We start from the raw sequence: 18,589 nt of genomic DNA on the forward strand, positions 1-18,589 counted from the left end.
TTTGGACGAGGTGCAGTGGCGTTATCAACAATGATGCAAATACTTACTTGGCAAAGACATTTCCTAAACCAAGTGCGTGATGGATAATCTGGACTGGGTGAACAACCTTAGCCCCAGTTCCGTGCGCGATCTGCCACCGGCAGGTATCTGTTTCACACGCTGCAAGCTTCGGATTAGTATCCTTGACCATGTCAAACAACGGCTGACCAACGCGCTGGGCAATATCGTACTTTTCTTTCTTCAACCCGTAGGTGCCAGCAATACCACAGCATGGCTGCCCAGACTCGATAACATGGACACCCGGAATAGTCTCCATCATCCGAATAGCTGGCATACCAATACCCTGTGACTTAACCTGGCACGGCTGATGATACGGAATAGTAAGATCCCAGTGCTTCAAATCGTCAACCGGGAAATCGCCGTCGTCAATCAACTCAAGTAAAAACTCTGATAGCTCAACCACGCGCGAACCCACATCAGTGAGAACGGGATCGTCAATCCCCAGAATTTCATGAGCCTCATGACGTAACATGCCGGCACACGAACCAGATGAACCGATAATAGGAAGGTCCTGACCAGCGTCAGCAAGCTGACGAGCCAAGCGTTTAACTTGCGATTCAGCTCGATCAAACAAACCATTAGACTGGTGGGCCAAACCACAACAACCTTGCTTTGGTACCAAAACCTCAAAACCCAGGTATTCCAAAACCTCTACAGTTGCCTTAGAGGTTTCCACCTCAAAGTAGCCGCCAGCACAACCATGGAAGAAGACCACCGGGCCACGTGGCGCCACATAATCTGCACCCAGTTTCGCATCACGGGCACGCTTATGCTTCTTATACCAGCCACGGAAGGTTTGCATCCGCGCCTTTGGCACTGGAGCATCACGGTGAACACCAATAACTTTTTCAACCACGGTACGAATCGGCTTATTAGCTAAAACTGCATTAGCTATCGGAGCGACAGGAGAAAGAAGCATTCCTTCGAGCATCGTTTCTGGAATGATGCGGTCACGAAGCGGCATATGATCAGCCTTCATCACCGCACGTGCTTGAGCATTGATCTCTGCGATCTTTACACCTTGTGGGCAAGACGTGGTACAAATACCGCACCCGGAACAATAATCGAGGGACACATCTACCGACGCGCCTTCACGGAAGCGTTCTGCTTGAGGGCCCACAAACTTCGGGCCAGTAAATAAATCAGTAGCACGGACAACCGGGCACTGTGACTCGCAAATCGTACACTTAACGCACGAATCGAGAGACATACGGGCCAATGAAGCCTTAGCATAATCCAGACTCATCGGTTTTCTCCTTCGCTCATTGCGGCATGGGCAGCAACCCAGGCTGAACCCAATGCAATTCCTTCTCCTGATTTTTCATGAGGAGCATGTGCGCCCCCAATAATAGATCCCGCTAAATACATATTGTTGAAGACGATATTGCCTTCAGCGTCAAGCGGATGCATCTTCTCATCTACGGCGATACCTGACGAGAAGATATCTGGCATGGTATTAACCGGAAGATCGAAGGCCCGTTCAAAAATATCACCCTCTGGAGTACGTGTGAGGGAGCCAGATTCAAACCCGCCACCGGCGTGGATAACTGCATCAACCTTAGTGAGCGTAACTCGCCCAGCACGTTGAATACGAACTGCGCTGATGCGAGCATGATCATGTTCGCAGCCGATAACTTGGGCGTTATTCGATAGATCGATCCGCGAAGCTTTTGCGGCAGCAACGAGTGCGTCATTGATTCGTCTTCCGGGTACTGACGGTGGCGGCACCGGAACTTCACTTATACGCACACCTAACTGTTCAACAATATGTGCGTAGGTGGTTGGATGAAGACCGATCATAGCTGGTACAAGAAGGATCTCATCTGGTTGAGCCTGACCACGCAATGCGGCAACGAACGCGGATTGACCAGCCGGAGTATCAAGGAATCGAGCGATATTTGTCCCAGCTGAATCTGCCTCATGGGAGCGAATATCTAAGCTGATTGTTATTGCGCGAGCCGAGACGTCGATAAGCGGCGAGCGGGAAAGATTATCAGCAATTAATTGGGCTGGGAAATCCTTAAACTGTTTAATTCCGACGACGACGAGTTTTTGTCCGTCAGCAAGTCCTGCCATTGTTTCTGGCAGACCAAGCATTGGGCGAACCGCGCCGACGGCGGTGGGAACTAACGCGTTGGTATCGTCACCGGCTGGGAATGAGAAAGCCGGTACGCGTGAAGCTAACCATCCGATTCCCTTACGGACTGCTTCTGAGCCGATCTTGGCGTAAGGGTGGCTAGTTCCGGCAAGCTTGTCAATCGCATCAAACGGATGGCTGACTGGTTGTCCTTCTGGTGTCCAACCGTAAACGTCCAGGCCACCGGTTGAGAGCAAGAGGCCACCAATGCCTTTGCTCACGACTTCGACGCGATGTCCAGCTTCAGTGAGCATGAGAGCGGTGGAAAGACCGGCAAGGCCAGCACCAACAACAACGATTTTCATGAGTTGTCACCTTCTTTGTGTGATGGGGTTACTGACCCTGGTCCAACGAGATGAGTTTTAGGTGGGGTAGGACGTCCGTGAATCATTGCGAGATCACCCGTTGCCTGCTTGGCTTGTCCGCTAGGTGCAGGCAAGTGATCGATATCAAGAGTGCCTTGTAAGATCCAGGAGTTCAAAGCTGCTTCGCGCATTTGTTCGCCGTATAAGAGTGGATATACACCATCAAAACGGTTAGTAGTAAATAGGCGCAGCATGGTTGATGTGCGGTCTGCGGCTTCACTTGGGGATGGAGTAGATGTCTTAGTTACTGGCTTATTGCGATAGACCTCGTGCATGATACCTGCGGCGCGAATTGCGCAGAAAGTACCTTGGCATGGTCCCATACCAAGACGGGTTTGGCGGCGAACATCGTCCAAATTAGCTTCTGGTTGCGCGGCTAGTTGCTCTTCGATCATTGAACGGGTGACGAGTTCACATTCGCAGACCACGGAGTCCTGATCGCGGGTAGCTTCAACTTTGGCCAATCGATCAGTATTGCGGTGGGTGGGCTTTCCTTGTGCAGATGGCACGGCTTCAGTATCGGTGATGCATGGCCGATCTTCGCCCCAATGTTCCATTAATGCATCGACGACGTTCTTAGCCATAAGCCGATAGGTGGTGAGCTTACCGCCAGCAATTGTGAACATTCCGGAGATGCCATCGCGTTCGGCATGGTTAATGATTGCCATACCGCGTGACATATGGCGAGTATCTGATGCTGATACGCGCGAATCTTTAACGAGTGGACGTGCCCCGGCCCAGACGTGGACGGCGCGTGAATTTTTGAATCCTGGAATGAGCACTTCACCCGCGTTGAGCATTTGGATAACTTCATCGTGTTCGATCTCAAGGAAATCTGGGTTTTCCACAGCTTTATCTGTTGTGCCGATGATGGAGACAGTGTGGGCTGGGACGATAATATCGCCGTCTGCTGGGTGGATACAGCGGTTGATGACTCGATGCGAAAGTCGGTGATTCATGGCAACCATGATTCCCCGTCCAGGTACGACGTCGACGCCATGTGCGCCAGCCATAGCAGCAACTTGTCCGGCCCATGGCCCGGCAGCATTGAGCACGGCTCGGCAATCAATGCGGGTTTCTTCACCAGTGCGTTCGTTGTGGCAGATCACAGCCGAAACATGGCCATCATCGTGAATGATTTTGGTGACTTTATGGTATGTCAGTGCGAGGGAGCCGAGGGCGCGTGCTGATTCGATGAGTCCCCAGCACATCCGCCAACCGTCGACTGCACCATCTTCTACTGCAAATGCACGTTTGATGCCTGGATTGAGGCGAGGTTCCATGCGCAATGCTTGGGAAACAGAGATCTCTTCACATGGGACGCCGGTATCTTTGGCTCCTTGGAGGAACCTATCCGAAAACTCTAGATCGTCGTCCGGAGTGACGACGAAGAGTCCGCCAGTTTCTTCGACGGCATCTGAGTGGATTCGGCGAATGATCGCGTTTTCTTCGGCACATTCAGTGGCTGACCCTGGATCGGAGACAACGTAGCGTCCTCCCGAATGTAATAGACCGTGGAAACGTCCTGATGTTCCTTGGGCGATATCAGCGCGTTCAAGCAAGATAGCGTTAAATCCACGCATTGCTAGATCTCGCAAAATGCCGGCGCCTGTTGCGCCACCACCGATCACCACAACATCGGTTGACAATGTTTTCATGGCATCTTTCCTCACTGTTGATCTTTGTGCATCATTGCACATCTGGTTTTATTTTAGTGTTTTATGGAGCAGTCATCTTCTTATGTGCCCCTAAAATGACCATCATGAACAATTGTGCACGAATGTTCAGGTACAGTGAGAGGTGTTCCAGACTGGTGTCTCGTGGGGAGAAATATGATGAATGAACGGGTAACAACAGCCTATGAAGCTGCTATGATGCACTATGTTCAAGGCGAAACAATGGAAACTATTGCCCGCCGACTCAAAGTTTCACGCTCTACGGTTTCACGGCTCATTAAAGCAGCGCGCGATGAAGGCCTAGTTCAAATCTCTTTGCATCCCCCACAAGAGGTTGCCTCTGCGATTGGAACCTGGATTTCCGAGACTTATTCAGTTCGTACCCACGTCGTACCCGTGCCCTTCCAAGCCAACGAAGCTCGTCGCTTGAATGCGGTTGCGCAAATGGCAGGAGTGCTTATCTCGGGATTGATGGAGCCAAATACGGTTATCGGGGTGGCTTGGGGAAATACTGTATCGGCGATTGCAGATCATTTAGTGCCACGCCAGGCAGCTGGATCGGTGGTTGTTCAGCTCAACGGGGCAGCTAATCCATCGACAACGGGAATCCCTTATGCGGGTGCGATTATGGAAGCCTTCGGCAGGGCGCATGGCTCGATGGTACAACATTTTTCGGTACCTGCTTTTTTCGATTACACGGCAACAAAAGAAGCGTTATGGCGCGAACGATCTATTGCTTCGGTGCGTCAGTTACAAGCCTCTGCTGATGTTGCAGTGTTTGGTGTCGGATCAATGACTGGGCAGAACGTATCGTTGGTGTATTCGGGCGGGTATTTAAGCCCGCAGGATTTATTGGCGATTAAAGAAGACGGCGTGGTTGGTGACGTGTGTACAGTTTTATTACGCGCAGATGGCACGTGGCGAGATTTGGCAATTAACGAGCGGGCATCGGGGCCCACACCCGATGAGCTCAAGCAGATTGGCCGGCGACTGTGTGTCGTTTCTGGCGTGGATAAGGTGGTAGCTGCGCGGGCAGCTTTGCGCGCTGGGGTTGTTACCGATTTGATTATCGACGAAGATGCGGCCGCTCGGTTGCGTGAAATCAGCTGATTTTATGTGTGTGGCAGGCTATAACAGCCATTGTTTTCGTAGCTGATAAGTCCGTCAGTTACAAGGCCTTTAAGTGCTGGAGTGAAGCGTTCGTCAGGTAGTTTTGTTGCTTCTTGTAATACGTGTTCGGCAAATGACGATGTTGGGTGAGTTCGCAAGAAACCCATAATTGCGCCACGTGCCTGCCTGTTGGTGCCCTCCCATTTTTGAGTAGTGCGTTTTGCGGCATGAGTATCGCTAGGATAGCCAGCATTTTTCCATCCGCATGTGTCGACGACGGGGCACGCTAAACATTGCGGGTTGCGAGCAGTGCAGATCAGGGCACCAAACTCCATGATTGCCGCGTTCCATCGCCATGCTTGCTCAGGTGCGATGGGGACGAATTTTTGGGCTCGGTCAAGTTCGGCTTTGGTTTGAGTTGGCGCCGGTAATGCCTCACCGTCCCAGCGAGCGAGCACGCGGCGAATATTAGTATCCAAAACAACGGAGTATTCTTCGTAGGCAAAAGCTAAAACAGCATCTGCGGTGTAGGGACCTATGCCGGGCAAACTCAGCAGGTCGATGCGCTGATGAGGAACTTCGCCGTCGAAACGATCAACGATTTCTCGGGCGCACTCGCGTAGCCGTAAGGCTCGGCGTGGATAGCCCATTTTATCCCATGCCAGTAAAACATCCGCGGGGGATGCGTGTGCCAGATCGGCGGGCGTGGGCCACCATTCTAACCAAGCGTACCATGTGGGTATCACGCGCGATACCGGTGTTTGTTGGCTCATGACTTCACACAGCAGTATTGCCCATGGGTCGCGTGTTTGCCGCCAGGGCAGTGCTCGGGCGTTACTTGTGAACCAGGTGGTTAATTCCCGATAGAGTAATACAAGATCTGGTTTAGTCATGGTTGTACGGTGGGGATAAGCCTAGCGGCGGCATCTGCGAGAGCTTTGCGTTGATTGGGAGTGAGGCGGTGGCCGTTAATATAATCGTGTGCCCATAAACCATCTGCAATGAGTTGGACGAGATAGGCTTGGCAGGCCTGCGCATCGGTGGTGATATTGTCTGGTGTAACTGTCCAATTATCGAGCTTATCTGCCCAGATAGCATAGATATCAGGATCGGATGAGGCATCAATAGCCATCATAAGTTCGGCACGGGTTGCTGCGTGCTGTGATACTGCAAGGTTGGCGCGTAGTTTTGTTTCGACGTCGATGGCTGCTGCCGGGTTAGTGACTGTTGCGAGGAGATGTTGTTCCCATTGACTGGCCATAAAGTGGTGGACTTCCCGGAGCATATGTTCGCGAGATGGAAAGTGGTAGATAAGACCCGATTTACTCATTCCGCTACGGTTTGCCACTGCTTCATAGGTGACACCGGAGATTCCCAACTCTTCGATGATATCGACGATCGTTTGGAGGATTTCAGTCTTTTTACTCGTTCGCATAGGGTGTTTCTTTCGGATTGCCGCGCAATGCGTAAGCGGTGAGGACTGTTGCAACTAGGGCGATAACTATCATAAGTAAAAGCATGTTTAAATAGGCAGTATCGTAGCCGGCGCGGGCAGTGGCAGCTAAGGTGGGATGAGATAATCCATCAAAAATTGAGGATGCTATTTCGGTAGGAACATTACGGCGATAGAAGAACGGCATCAAACTGCCAATTATTGCGACAGCAAATACCGTACCGAGTTCGTAGGACACTTCTTCGATAGCTGCTGCCATTCCAGCTTTAGTACGCGGAGCTGATCCAATGATGGCAGTTGATGAAACACTCATAGTTAATCCGATTCCGATCCCCATGAAGATGAGCCCAAGAATCGATAACCATAATAGATCACGATGAACGCCACTATACATGGCGGCAAGGCCGGCAGTAGATATCAGCAATCCCCCGGAAATAAGAGTTCTAAAGCCAACAATATGAACAACAGCTCCGCCGATTGCGGACGGTAAAAATGCGGCTAATGCGGCAACGGCTACGAGTAGTCCAGCTTGCAGTGGAGAAAACCCAGCTGACATTTGGAAACGTTGAGTGGTCATTAGTTCCGCTCCGCCAATGACGAACAGTGACATTCCAGCAGCTAAAACACCAGCAGTGAACATGCGGGAACGGAAAATTCCGAATTCGATCAATGGCTCAGGTTGGTTATCTTGGCGTAGCTTAAAGGCAACTGCGCCGATAACGCCCAATGTTAGAGAACCGGAAATAATCCAAAGATTATGTTGGCCGGATATTTCTTTGATGAACATGGTTATGCCAAGCATGGCAAGCATGGCATAAATACTAGAAAGCAAATCCCAATGTTTTTCATAGTTTGCGCGATTTGGAGGGGCAATAGCGAGGGTTGCGATAAAGGCGATGATGACGATTGGAAGGTTGATTAAAAATACTGATCCCCACCAAAAATGTTCAAGTAGAAAGCCACCAATAACAGGTCCTGCTGCCGCGCCCAGAGATGACGTAGCTGCCCAGATTCCGATAGCAGTTGCTAAATCTCGAGGGTTGTGAAAAGTAGTACGAATTAAGGCTAGGGTGGCGGGCATAAGCGTGGCAGCCGCAAAGCCGAGAATGGCGCGAGCGCCAATAAGCCACCAGGGGCCAGGTGCAAAAGCAGCGGCGAAGGAGGCAATGGCAAAAACTATCAGTCCAATAAGCCACATGCGACGATGGCCGATTTTATCGCCTAGTGTGCCGGTGCCAAGTAGTAGTCCAGCAAGGACTAGCGGGTAGGCGTTAATAATCCATAAGTTTTGAAGTTCGGTAGTATGTAGCACTTCGCGTAATTCGGGTAGTGCGGTATACAAAATAGAATTATCTGCAGCAACAAGGAACAGCCCGCTGCTCAAGGTGGCTAAAAAGAGCCAGCGTCGAGTGGGGGATAGGCCGTCAGTAACAGGGGTGGATAGCATAGCCATAACTGTACCGAACGTTCGGTTTAGTTATTGTGGTCTGGCAGTATTTCGTCGTCGATCTCTCACTCTATCAACCATAAGAATACTGCGTGAGCCCGAACATGTTATCGGCGTGGGCGTTTCATTCAATGGCAATACCCAGCTACGGTGGAGGTTGTGAATAATAAACGTGGCTCAGGTTCTCGTCACCCTCGTCAAGGGGGGCGCCCGGCTCATCGTCCATTGTCGGCTCAGTCAGTGAGTCGTTCTGTTGGTGCGCGCAATGCTCGTCCGCGTCCAAAGTCTGCTTCGGCAGCGCGAGATGAGCATGTTTCGCGTGCCCGTAAAGAACAGGCTTCACGTGTAAAGCGAGTAGCTCCTGATCAGCGACGCAGATCTGTTCCCCCTCATTCACAAAGTGCCACCCACAGAGATCAGCGCGCTCGGCGTGCTCCATCTCCAGCTATGCGACGGGAGATTGCTGCACGAAATAAGGCTCGGCGAGCGGCAATCATTCGGCGGCGCAGGATGATGAAGCTCGTGTCATGGGTTGTGATAGGAGTTGGCCTTATTGTTGCGGTTATGTGGCTTATTGGTTTTTCGCTAAAGAAAATTGAAGAGCACGCTACCCCGCCAGATCCAGCAGTTGCGTTGGAACCGGTGCCCTGCCAAATAGATCAACTTTCTGCGAAGTTAAGCAGTCAGGGTAGGACAGCTGGACAGCCAGTTAATGTAGCTGTCACGATGAAGAATACTCGCGGGAAAGTGCCGTGCGTGATGGAAACATCGGCGAAAGATTTTACTCTCACGCTGAAAACCGGCAAAGCAACAGTGTTCGATTCACGGGCATGCGAAGCAGGCATTTCTGCTCCACGGCTATTACTGAGTAAGGATATGGAGACAACCCAGACCTTTACGTGGAATGGTATGTATTCCGGCCAAGTGTGTTCGACGGCGGGGCCAGCTGCTCCCGGAACGTATGTTGCGCATGTTAAATATATGGGTGAGGAACTAACGGCAAAAGGCTATGTTTTTGAGCTTCAAGCGCCACCGGCACCGGAAGCCAAGCCTGCTGAGTAATAGTCACATCTTTATGAAGTCATAGGTAAAACTGATTTTACTGCTTCTTTCACATCTGTAATGCGCCGAATAACAAGGTTGCCGGCAGGCTTTATCGCATCGGCACTTGCCGGAATTAATGCAGTGGTAAAACCAAGCCGTTGAGCTTCATTGAGCCGTTGCTGTAACCCAACAACAGGACGCAATTCTCCAGTAAGCGAGACTTCGCCAATCGCAACAACTCCGGGAGCAAGTGGTAAATCTGCTGCAGCTGAGGCCAAGGCAAGAGCACTCGCAATGTCGACACTTGGTTCAGTCGCTTTAGCGCCACCAACAGTAGAGACAAAAACATCTGACCGATCATAGGCAATGCCAAGACGTGATTGAAGAACAGCTAACATCATGGCAACTCGGGAAGAATCAACACCGGAGGTGGTACGCCGTGGTGGCCCACCAGCGGGCACCCGTAAAGCTTGAACTTCAACTGGCATTGGCCGGCGCCCCTCTAATGTGATAGTGACGCATGTTCCTGGCACAGTGAGATTGCGCGCGCTTAAAAATAATCCGGAGGGATCAGCAAGTCCGCGGATGCCAGAATCAATTAACTCAAAGCAGCCCACTTCATCGGTGGCGCCATAACGATTTTTCACTGCTCGCACCATTCGCAACCGCGAATGCTTATCGCCTTCAAACTGGCAGACCACATCAACAAGATGCTCCAACACACGCGGGCCGGCAATCGAGCCTTCCTTGGTAACGTGACCAACCACAATAATAGGTAAATCTGAACTTTTAGCCCGATTAACCAAGGCGGCGGTAACAGCACGCACCTGTGCTACACCACCGGCTGCCCCCTCAACGTCAGGATCGGCAATAGTTTGTACCGAATCAACAATCAACAACGATGGTTGGGATGCTTCTACATGCCCTAATACACGGGCCAGATCAGCCTCTGCCGTAAGTAAAAGATGTGGGTGCAAAGCACCAATACGTTCGGCACGGGACCGAACCTGCGATGCTGATTCTTCTCCCGTGACATACAAGACCGGATTCTTTCCAGTATTAACAGCCTCTGCTGCGGCCTTGGCTGCCACATCAAGCAACAAGGTAGATTTGCCAACGCCGGGCTCACCAGCTAATAAAATAACAACTCCAGGGACGATACCGCCGCCCAATACTCGATCAAGCTCACTTACTCCAGTAGGAGACTTAATAGATGCTTGGCTACTAACATCAGTGATGGGTTGCGCAGGGGTATGTGGTGTTAACGGAGCAACGGCACGCGCAATACTCGCGCCACCATGTTCAATAACCGTGCCCCATTGCTGGCATTCGCCGCAACGGCCAACCCATTTTGAGGTGGTCCAGCCACATTCGCTACATACAAAAGATGCTTTAGTTTTTGCCATACTCTCAGCCTACTGCCACCCTCCGACATACTATGGTGAACACTGACTTATACTCGGTTAGCAAAAGTTTCTAACAGGACAGGTTCTCCGGAAACAATGAGTGTATCCCCACTTGAGACAAGCGTTTGCGGAGTAGCGTATTCGAAGGGCTGGCCGTGAGACTTTACACCGATAACGCGCACACCAAAACGCTCTTGGATACGACTTTGTTCAAGAGTGAAACCAATCATGTCCTTTGGTGGCAGCATTTTTACAATGGTGAACTGGTCTTCCATTTCAATATAGTCAAGCATCTTGCCAGAAACCATGTGTGCCACGCGCTGTCCAGCATCGTATTCTGGGTAAACAACGTGGTTAGCTCCGATGCGTCGCAAAATTGTGCCATGCTCACGCGAGGTAGCTTTAGCCCAAATCTCTCGCATACCCATATCAACCAAATTGGCAGTTATTAAAACACTTGCCTCTAGTGAGGTACCAACACCGACAACCGCAATTTGAAAATCTTGCGCTCCAAGCTGATGCAAGGCTTCAGCTGAGCGTGCATCGGCTTCAACAACACGGAACCGATGTGACCACTGTTGGGCCAAATCGGGATCGGATTCAACTGCGAGGACATCGCGCCCCAATTTATCGAGCGTTACCGCGATGGCTGACCCGAATCGTCCTAATCCAATAACTAAGACGGCGTCTGGACTTTCGTTTGGAACCCGTGCCATGCTTACTCCCTCTAGGAAAAATACAACCAGTATTTACCTTAGCCGATTTTGAAAGTTGATTAACCGATTACTGGGCGTTCTTCAGGTAGCCGAATGACTCGACGACGATTGCGCAGTGCAAGTGCGGCAGCTAATGTCATGGTTCCCACCCGGCCCAGATACATCAGCACGACGAGAATAATTTTGGCAGAATCGGGCAAAATTGGCGTGATTCCAGTTGATAGGCCGCATGTTGCGAAGGCGGAAATTACTTCAAAAAGAACTTGAGCAAAAGATAAATCCGTTATGTGGGTAATAGCTAAAGTTGCACTGCCAACGAGGAACGCGCCGAGGAAGGTTGCGGAAATAGCCAGCCGCACGACGTCGGGCGGAATACGTTTCCCGAACGCCTCAGTATCACGATCTCCGCGTGCTTCAGCCAAAATCGCTAGCGCTAAAACAGCAAAAGTAGTGACTTTAATTCCACCACCGGTTGAAGCCGAGCCGCCTCCGATAAACATCATAACGTCAATAAAAAACCATGTTGATTGTTGCATCTGGCCAACGTCGAGAGTAGCTAAGCCAGAAGAGCGCGGGGTGGTGGCGTGAAAAAGTGTTGTTAGGACGCGCTCTGACCCGTTGAGGTGGCCAAGGGTAGCGGGGTTGTTCCACTCCAATAAACCGATCATAACAATCGAAATACCTAGCAAAAATCCGTACGTGACTAAAGTGAGTTTGGAGTGGAGTGTCCATGCGCGCGGATTGCGAAGATTTTGCGCAATATTTAACGTCACCGGGAAACCAACCGCGCCAATGATAGTGCCCAGAATAATAGGTAAGCTTACCGCCCAGTTGCCAACGAATTGTCCTAGTCCATCAGCTAAAACAACGAAGCCCGCATTGTTAAAAGTTGAGACCGCCATAAAAAGTGAATGGCCGAGAGCTGAAACGAAAGAAGAATCAAGACCAACGAAAGTACCTAAAAAGATTAGTGTCAAAATACTTTCGGCGACTAATGACGTAGCAATAACAGCTTTTAGCAGAGCACCAACGTCCCCCAAGCGGCTTTTTGTTTCAGTTGCCGCCAACATTCGTTGAGTTAGACCCAAATGCCGAGAAACGGCTAAAGCGAGGATCGAAGCGATCACCATAACGCCCAATCCACCGATCTGGATACCCAACGCTAAGACAATATCGCCAAAAACAGTCCACTGGGTGGCGGTATCAACAACCGTAAGTCCGGTAACACACACGGCTGACGTAGCAGTAAAGAGCGCGTTAACAAAGGACACTGAGCCAGGCGTCGTCGATGAAAACGGCAACATCAATAACAATGTAATAGTTAAAATTAATGCTCCGAACACCAGCATTGCTAATCGAGCTGGTGATCGCCGGGCCAAAGAATTGACATATGTACGTAATGAATGAGGGTTCGAACCAGATTCGCTATCAGGTGCTTGGGACATGCGAATAGTCGAACGATCCGGTCCCTTAGCGGAGGATCGTGCTACATTCGCGTCAGTCACGACAACTCCTTTACTCATATGGTCCTACTACTCTTTAAGCCTAGCCTGATTATTGAGTAAACGCGCCATTATGATGGAGCAATAGCAGATCTCTTGGCGTTATATGGAAAACAAAATAAGGCGTTTAACGTGTGAAACGGGAGAAATTCGGGTAAGATCAACCAAGAACGGACTGTTTTGGCACGTGGTAAAATTCACCATAGCCGAAATAGTGACGAAGCGCTTATATTGTGAACCTGTCAGGCTTAACTGCTTGATAATACGAGAACGGATACGCAGATGCCTCACTTCTCATCATCAACCCCGCAGTTCTTTACTGTGGCAGAAGTTGCTGATATGACGCGAGTTTCGCGAATGACGGTCTATCGTATGGTTCACTCAGGAGAACTTCCTGCAGTGCGTGTTGGCAATTCGTATCGCGTTCCTAAGTCGGCAGTTGATCAGTTGCTTAACGGCGGGGCGAACGTTGATTTCCGCGAAGCAACCGGGTCTTGATTCGTTTGCACTGCTTCACGTCGTGTAGAATCTGTTCTGTTCGTAATCGCGGCTTGGCCGTGACAGTTTCAAATCCGGAGGTAACCCGTGGGTTCCGTTATTAAGAAGCGTCGCAAGCGCATGTCAAAGAAGAAGCACCGCAAACTGCTTCGTAAGACTCGCCACCAGCGTCGTAATAAGAAGTGATGATAATCGAGGGCCTACGGGCTCTCGATTTTCTTTTACAATAGTGAGTGATTGTGGTGGCGTGCGTTGATTTATGGATATGCACCAGTCTGCGATTCGTGATTAATTTACCAAATGGTTGAAGTGTGGTTGAAAGCCATCTAAAATAGTTAAAGATTCAATATTATGTATGAGGATAAGCTTTTATGACACAAACACGTTGGCTTGATGAAGAAGAGCAATATGCGTGGCGCAACCTATTACGTGGCCAGGCAACTGTTCAAGAAGCCGTCAATCATGATGGCGTAGAAGATTTCGGATTAGCATTACAAGAATTTGAAGTATTAATGCGATTGTCTGAACAACCCGAACACCAGTCGCGCATGTCTGCTTTGGCTACTGGGTTAGTTTATTCGCGCTCGCGGTTGACCCACACTGTTGCCCGGTTAGAAAAAGCTGGTTATGTGCAAAGATTCCAATGTCCACACGATCGGCGCGGAATTTTCTGCCGGATCACCGATGAGGGCTTAGTTAAGCTTGAGGAAGCCGCACCGCTTCATATCCAGTCGTTACGGCAACACTTTTTGAGCAAAATTTCGCCTGAAGAACTCCGCACTATTGGAGATATTTTTGCCAAGTTGATCGACGACGAAGAAACTGAAAAGCGCGTGTGCAGTCAATAAGTTAGTGATCGAGTAAGGTAATGACTATGGATATCACAACGATTCACTTAGTTCGGCATGGCGAGGTAGATAACCCGGAAGGCGTTCTCTACGGCCGCCGGCCTGGTTTTCATTTAACAGAACTTGGGCATAAAATGGCGCAAAAGCTAGGAGAGACTTTTGCTGATCATGATATTCGTGCAGTCATTACCTCACCGTTAGAGCGGGCAATTGAAACTGGTACCCCGACTGCGCAGCATTTTGGGTTAGAGATTCAAATAGATGAGCGAGTGATTGAAGCTGATAACAAATTCGAAGGTCTTGATATCAACTCTGATCGCTGGCAGTTAGCACAACCAAAATTCTGGCCATGGTATGTAAACCCGCTTGAACCATCATGGGGTGAACCATATAAGGATGTCGTTGCCCGGATGTCTGGCGCGATCTCTGATGCGCTTACACAAGCTAGTGGTGGTGAAGCAGTTATTGTTTCCCATCAGTTGCCTATTTGGACAATGCGACGTTTTATTGATCGTTTGCCATTAGCGCACGATCCGCGTAAACGAGAGTGTTCGCTCGCTTCTGTTACATCATTGACTTTTGTTGGGCGTCAGCTTATTTCTCTTGATTATTGGGAGCCAGTTGGGGACATTCTCGCGCTTGCAGCAGATATGGTCCCAGGTACGTCTAAAGCTCAGATCAAGAAGTAGTACACACATAAATACAATAATCCCGCCTAGAACGCGATATATTAGCGTGCTCTAGGCGGGATGTGTTTTGAGGCGTTAGAAAGAACGATTGCCGTATAAACCGCCGTCGTCATCTGGCTCGTCAGGTGTTTCAGCGGTAGGAATATCACCATTTTCTTCCCGCTTTTGTTGCTCATAGGCGCGACGGCGATTCTGCGCCTCTAAGCGGGCCAAGAATTCCGGATCGTCATCGGGCGCAACAGGGCCACGAGGCTTGTTGGAAGAAGAAAAAGGTTTGCGTAGCGAATCAGAAGACAATGTTGTCCCGGGGCGGAACAAGTGCTGATTTTTGAAAAATAACCATAAAAGCGGACCAATCACCGGCACAATGAGCGTCAAGAGCGCCCAAGCAACCTTGGGAAGGCGCGCGGGCAAAGCCGTGCGATCAGTTCGTAATACGTCAATAAAAGTATAAATATGGAGCGCTATCGCGGTCAGGATCAAAATTACTCTAGGCACGTCTATAGTCTATTGAAATTTGCGTCCTAAAGATAGCTCACAAGATAGGGGGGAGCGTAAAACAGATAAAAAACATCACCGCGTACAGCAATTCAAAGATGCCAGTGTACTTCAGTAACGCAATGAGGTCACGGCCCTGTGCGCCACGCATAACGCGGGTGATAGGAAAGAATGTCATACCGTACAACCCGATGCTCACCACTAATCCGATAATCCCTTGGACGATACTAGTGACTATAAGGAAAACCGTTACCGAAAGTAGGAGCGTCAAGCTATAAACGATACGCGCGTGACGATCTCCGAGGCGAACGGCCAAAGTAATTTTGCCAGCTTGTGAATCAGTAGGAATGTCTCGGATATTGTTAATCATCAACAATGCGCATGCGATTAAGCCAACTCCAGTGCCGGCAGCCCAGGCATACCATGGAGCGTTACCGGTTTGGACATAGGCAGTACCAATAGTTGCCATCCAGCCGAAAAAGACCATGACGAAAACTTCGCCTAAACCCATATAGCCATACGGATGTGAACCGCCAGTATAATACCAAGCTGCGAGCGTAGCGGCTGCGCCTAATAGAATTAGCCACCATTGCCCAGACAGTACGACCAACACCAGCCCAGAAACACACGCAAGAGCAAAGAATCCCAGTGCGATAAAAAGAACAGTTCGCGGGCGAACTTTGCCGCTAGCAGTGAGTCGAAGAGGTCCTTGACGGTTATTGTCAGTACCACGAATACCGTCGGAGTAGTCGTTAGAGAAATTTACCCCAACTTGAAATGCCAAGGCTACAATCGCAGCTAAAAGCGTTCGTGGAAATGAAAACCCGGAATCATAAATCGCTATTCCAGCACCAATAAGTACCGGAGCCACTGCTGCTGGTAGGGTGCGCACACGAGCGCCTTCAAGCCAATCATTAACTGTTATCACTCGAAAAGTATATGCGAGCAGCACTGGTTATGGCTCGGCGATCTATCTTCCCTGACTGTGTTAGTGGCCAATGAGTCATTCCAAGAACGCTGAGTGGCCGGATTATGCGTGGCTGCCAGCCGGTTCCTAATCTAGTTTTAATCTCATCGCGCAGATGCTTTTCTGCCCAGGTGGATAGTTCTGGGAGGTGCGGATCTATAAAAGCCAACGCACTTTGCCCCCATGTTTGATCAGGGACCCCGACAACAATAGTGTCATAACCAGTGATTTCTGCCAGAGTTTGTTCAATAATGTGGGGCATTATTGTCAGCCCGCCAGTGGTAATAGCATCATCTATGCGCCCCAGCACACTCAGTGTGCCATCCGGATTAAAGGTCCCGAGGTCTCGTGTGAGGTGAGTGTATGTCAGCGGCTGGGATTGCGTCCCATTGTGTTTTGTGAGTAAGCCAGCTCCGGTCACCATCGAACCAGTGAGCGAAATTTGGCCTGATTGTGCCAGTGAGATGACGGCATCGCCGATTGGGTGGCCATCATAGACGCATCCGCCGCATGTTTCCGTCATCCCGTAGGATGTGTGGACGGTTAGTCCGTTATCGCGTGCTTGATTGAGGAGCGACGACGACGTTGCTGCGCCACCAACCAGTAAAGTGACCTCGCGTGCTGCTTGCGTGAGTAGGGGATCAGCTAAAATCCTACTCAGTTGAGTGGGAACAACTGAACAATAAGTTAATTCAGTAACGCTTCGCGACGTCAATAATTGAGTTAACGACATATTGATCGGCTCAGTAGCTGCCAGAATTGAGCGCACAATCGTTTGAAATCCGGCAATATGATGTATCGGCAAATCTGCTAACCATCTTCCCGGACCTGCCAAAGCCGCATGAGTAGCCTGCGCAGAAGACGCAAGCGAATACCATGATAACGGCACGATTGTGCCGGTTCCCGACGTCGAACCAGAGGTACGCATAAGTACCCCAGTACCTACTGGGTAACCAGCATTGACGGCCTCATCGTGCGCCTGACGCGGATCAACATTCGGGCCGATAAGGAATAACGGCACCGACAGTTCGCCTGTTAGTCCTTGGCGAACATAACTAATAACGCTCGGCAGCTCGCTACCGTCACACACCACCACAATCGGGGCGGTGTGTGTACGGACAAAAATTGAATCTGGCTGTGTCATCATGCGTAGAACGGGAAATTGTCCCAACGCGCGGGACGTTTTTCTAAGAATGCGTCCCGACCTTCTTGAGCTTCATCTGTCATATATGCTAAACGTGTTGTTTCGCCGGCAAAAACTTGTTGGCCAGCTAATCCGTCGTCGGCCAAATTAAAAGCAAACTTCAACATACGTAAGGCTTGCGGGGATTTCGTACCCATGATGCGAGCGTAATCTAATGCCTTATTTTCCAACTCCGCATGAGGTACCGCCTCGTTAACTACCCCCCAACGCTCCGCGTCACGTGCCGAATATTCACGGGCTAAAAAGAAAATTTCCCGCGCACGTTTATCCCCAATTTGGCGAGCTAACAAAGCTGATCCATACCCGGCGTCAAAGGAACCAACATTGGCATCCACTTGCATAAACCGGGCATGTTCTAAGGAAGCAATCGACAAATCGCACAATACATTTAACGAGTGACCACCACCAGTAGCCCATCCGGAAATAGCCCCAATAAAAATCATTCCTGAAGTGCGCATCAATCGCTGGACTTCCAAAATATGAAGCCGGCCGGCCCGTGCTGGATCAATCGAATCACGAGTTACCTTATTAGCTTGTGGATCATCTCCACCACCATCATAACGGTAACCATCCCGGCCTCGAATACGTTGATCGCCGCCAGAACAAAACGCCCAACCGCCATCTTTAGCTGACGGGCCGTTACCGGTGAGAATCACGCAACCAATTTCGCCTGTTAGCCGGGCATGATCGATCGCCCGGTACAATTGGTCAACAGTTTCTGGGCGAAACGCATTGCGTACCTGTGGCCGATTAAAAGCAATACGTACCACCGGTAAATCGCGTTCGGACACCACGTCGCCGGCAGGTGAAAACTCTCGCTCCACTCCGCGATGATACGTAATATCATCATCTGGAAAACCAGATACTGCACGCCACCGGCGCGGGTCAAAAATCTCAGAAACGACAGTAGGTAACGGTGAAATAGTCATAGCCCTATTGTGCCACGAAGTACCCACACCACCTACTGCA

The 18,589-nt window shown here is 50.2% G+C and carries 19 protein-coding genes; 6 read left to right on the forward strand and 13 right to left on the reverse strand.

Annotated features, from left to right (window positions below):
* Positions 1 to 43: 43 nt before the first annotated feature.
* From HC352_RS01295 to glpA, 3 genes are read right to left on the reverse strand one after another with little or no spacing between them, the layout of a single operon-like run.
* Entirely contained in the window at positions 44 to 1,306 is a 1,263-nt protein-coding gene (locus HC352_RS01295) for an anaerobic glycerol-3-phosphate dehydrogenase subunit C (protein WP_168917228.1), read from the reverse strand.
* On the reverse strand, positions 1,303 to 2,502 hold the full coding sequence (gene glpB, locus HC352_RS01300; protein ID WP_168917229.1) for a glycerol-3-phosphate dehydrogenase subunit GlpB: 1,200 nt from the start codon (positions 2,500 to 2,502) through the stop codon (positions 1,303 to 1,305). The genes HC352_RS01295 and glpB overlap by 4 nt, the downstream gene beginning before the upstream one ends.
* Positions 2,499 to 4,220 (reverse strand): anaerobic glycerol-3-phosphate dehydrogenase subunit GlpA, encoded by a 1,722-nt coding sequence (gene glpA / locus HC352_RS01305; RefSeq protein WP_168917230.1) that lies wholly within the window; start codon positions 4,218 to 4,220, stop codon positions 2,499 to 2,501. Before glpA ends, glpB begins: the two co-directional genes overlap by 4 nt.
* A gap of 174 nt (positions 4,221 to 4,394) precedes the next feature.
* On the opposite strand from glpA, the gene HC352_RS01310 reads away from it, so the two are divergent.
* Positions 4,395 to 5,348 (forward strand): sugar-binding transcriptional regulator, encoded by a 954-nt coding sequence (locus HC352_RS01310; protein WP_369801251.1) that lies wholly within the window; start codon positions 4,395 to 4,397, stop codon positions 5,346 to 5,348.
* A gap of 2 nt (positions 5,349 to 5,350) precedes the next feature.
* On the opposite strand, the gene HC352_RS01315 is transcribed toward HC352_RS01310, so the two are convergent.
* From HC352_RS01315 to HC352_RS01325, 3 genes are all read right to left on the reverse strand, one after another.
* Positions 5,351 to 6,121 carry an iron-sulfur binding domain-containing protein gene (locus HC352_RS01315; RefSeq protein WP_247645207.1) on the reverse strand — a complete coding sequence of 257 codons (771 nt, stop codon included), beginning with the start codon at positions 6,119 to 6,121 and terminating at the stop codon, positions 5,351 to 5,353.
* Between the two features lie 116 nt (positions 6,122 to 6,237).
* Positions 6,238 to 6,783, reverse strand: coding sequence for a TetR/AcrR family transcriptional regulator (locus HC352_RS01320; RefSeq protein WP_168917232.1), 546 nt, complete (start codon positions 6,781 to 6,783; stop codon positions 6,238 to 6,240).
* The gene (locus HC352_RS01325) at positions 6,770 to 8,254 is read right to left on the reverse strand and encodes an MFS transporter (RefSeq protein ID WP_168917233.1); all 1,485 of its coding nucleotides are present in this window, start codon (positions 8,252 to 8,254) and stop codon (positions 6,770 to 6,772) included. The genes HC352_RS01320 and HC352_RS01325 overlap by 14 nt, the downstream gene beginning before the upstream one ends.
* A gap of 153 nt (positions 8,255 to 8,407) precedes the next feature.
* On the opposite strand from HC352_RS01325, the gene HC352_RS01330 reads away from it, so the two are divergent.
* Positions 8,408 to 9,310, forward strand: a complete 903-nt coding sequence (locus HC352_RS01330; protein WP_168917234.1) for a hypothetical protein — start codon at positions 8,408 to 8,410, stop codon at positions 9,308 to 9,310.
* An 11-nt stretch (positions 9,311 to 9,321) separates the two neighbouring features.
* Here the strand turns inward: HC352_RS01330 and radA are convergent, their stop codons facing one another.
* The 3 genes from radA to HC352_RS01345 are packed head-to-tail and all read right to left on the reverse strand — an operon-like array spanning position 9,322 to position 12,937.
* Positions 9,322 to 10,698: a DNA repair protein RadA gene (gene radA, locus HC352_RS01335; protein ID WP_168917235.1), complete on the reverse strand. Its 1,377-nt coding sequence runs from the start codon at positions 10,696 to 10,698 to the stop codon at positions 9,322 to 9,324.
* A 47-nt stretch (positions 10,699 to 10,745) separates the two neighbouring features.
* Positions 10,746 to 11,414, reverse strand: a complete 669-nt coding sequence (locus HC352_RS01340; RefSeq protein WP_168917236.1) for a potassium channel family protein — start codon at positions 11,412 to 11,414, stop codon at positions 10,746 to 10,748.
* Positions 11,415 to 11,473: 59 nt separating this feature from the next.
* Positions 11,474 to 12,937, reverse strand: coding sequence for a TrkH family potassium uptake protein (locus HC352_RS01345; RefSeq protein WP_168917237.1), 1,464 nt, complete (start codon positions 12,935 to 12,937; stop codon positions 11,474 to 11,476).
* A 261-nt stretch (positions 12,938 to 13,198) separates the two neighbouring features.
* On the opposite strand from HC352_RS01345, the gene HC352_RS01350 reads away from it, so the two are divergent.
* From HC352_RS01350 to HC352_RS01365, 4 genes are all read left to right on the forward strand, one after another.
* Entirely contained in the window at positions 13,199 to 13,414 is a 216-nt protein-coding gene (locus tag HC352_RS01350) for a helix-turn-helix domain-containing protein (RefSeq protein WP_168917238.1), read from the forward strand.
* A gap of 87 nt (positions 13,415 to 13,501) precedes the next feature.
* Positions 13,502 to 13,600, forward strand: a complete 99-nt coding sequence (locus tag HC352_RS01355) for a 30S ribosomal protein bS22 (protein WP_005504750.1) — start codon at positions 13,502 to 13,504, stop codon at positions 13,598 to 13,600.
* A 185-nt stretch (positions 13,601 to 13,785) separates the two neighbouring features.
* A complete protein-coding gene (locus HC352_RS01360) occupies positions 13,786 to 14,262 on the forward strand; it encodes a MarR family winged helix-turn-helix transcriptional regulator (RefSeq protein WP_168917239.1) in 477 nt (158 codons plus the stop codon).
* Between the two features lie 26 nt (positions 14,263 to 14,288).
* Entirely contained in the window at positions 14,289 to 14,951 is a 663-nt protein-coding gene (locus tag HC352_RS01365) for a histidine phosphatase family protein (RefSeq protein ID WP_168917240.1), read from the forward strand.
* Positions 14,952 to 15,026: 75 nt separating this feature from the next.
* Here the strand turns inward: HC352_RS01365 and HC352_RS01370 are convergent, their stop codons facing one another.
* Genes HC352_RS01370 through HC352_RS01385 form a run of 4 tightly spaced genes read right to left on the reverse strand, consistent with a single transcriptional unit; the run spans position 15,027 to position 18,543 of the window.
* Positions 15,027 to 15,449 carry a PLD nuclease N-terminal domain-containing protein gene (locus HC352_RS01370; protein WP_168917241.1) on the reverse strand — a complete coding sequence of 141 codons (423 nt, stop codon included), beginning with the start codon at positions 15,447 to 15,449 and terminating at the stop codon, positions 15,027 to 15,029.
* A gap of 37 nt (positions 15,450 to 15,486) precedes the next feature.
* Complete coding sequence (locus HC352_RS01375; RefSeq protein WP_369801252.1) at positions 15,487 to 16,341, reverse strand: 1,4-dihydroxy-2-naphthoate polyprenyltransferase; 855 nt, start codon at positions 16,339 to 16,341, stop codon at positions 15,487 to 15,489.
* A 22-nt stretch (positions 16,342 to 16,363) separates the two neighbouring features.
* Positions 16,364 to 17,563: an AMP-binding protein gene (locus HC352_RS01380; RefSeq protein ID WP_168917243.1), complete on the reverse strand. Its 1,200-nt coding sequence runs from the start codon at positions 17,561 to 17,563 to the stop codon at positions 16,364 to 16,366.
* Positions 17,560 to 18,543 carry a 1,4-dihydroxy-2-naphthoyl-CoA synthase gene (locus HC352_RS01385; RefSeq protein ID WP_168918555.1) on the reverse strand — a complete coding sequence of 328 codons (984 nt, stop codon included), beginning with the start codon at positions 18,541 to 18,543 and terminating at the stop codon, positions 17,560 to 17,562. The genes HC352_RS01380 and HC352_RS01385 overlap by 4 nt, the downstream gene beginning before the upstream one ends.
* Positions 18,544 to 18,589 lie beyond the last annotated feature (46 nt).

Origin of the sequence: Arcanobacterium buesumense, assembly GCF_012563545.1 — a bacterium.
Lineage (GTDB): Bacteria > Actinomycetota > Actinomycetes > Actinomycetales > Actinomycetaceae > Arcanobacterium > Arcanobacterium buesumense.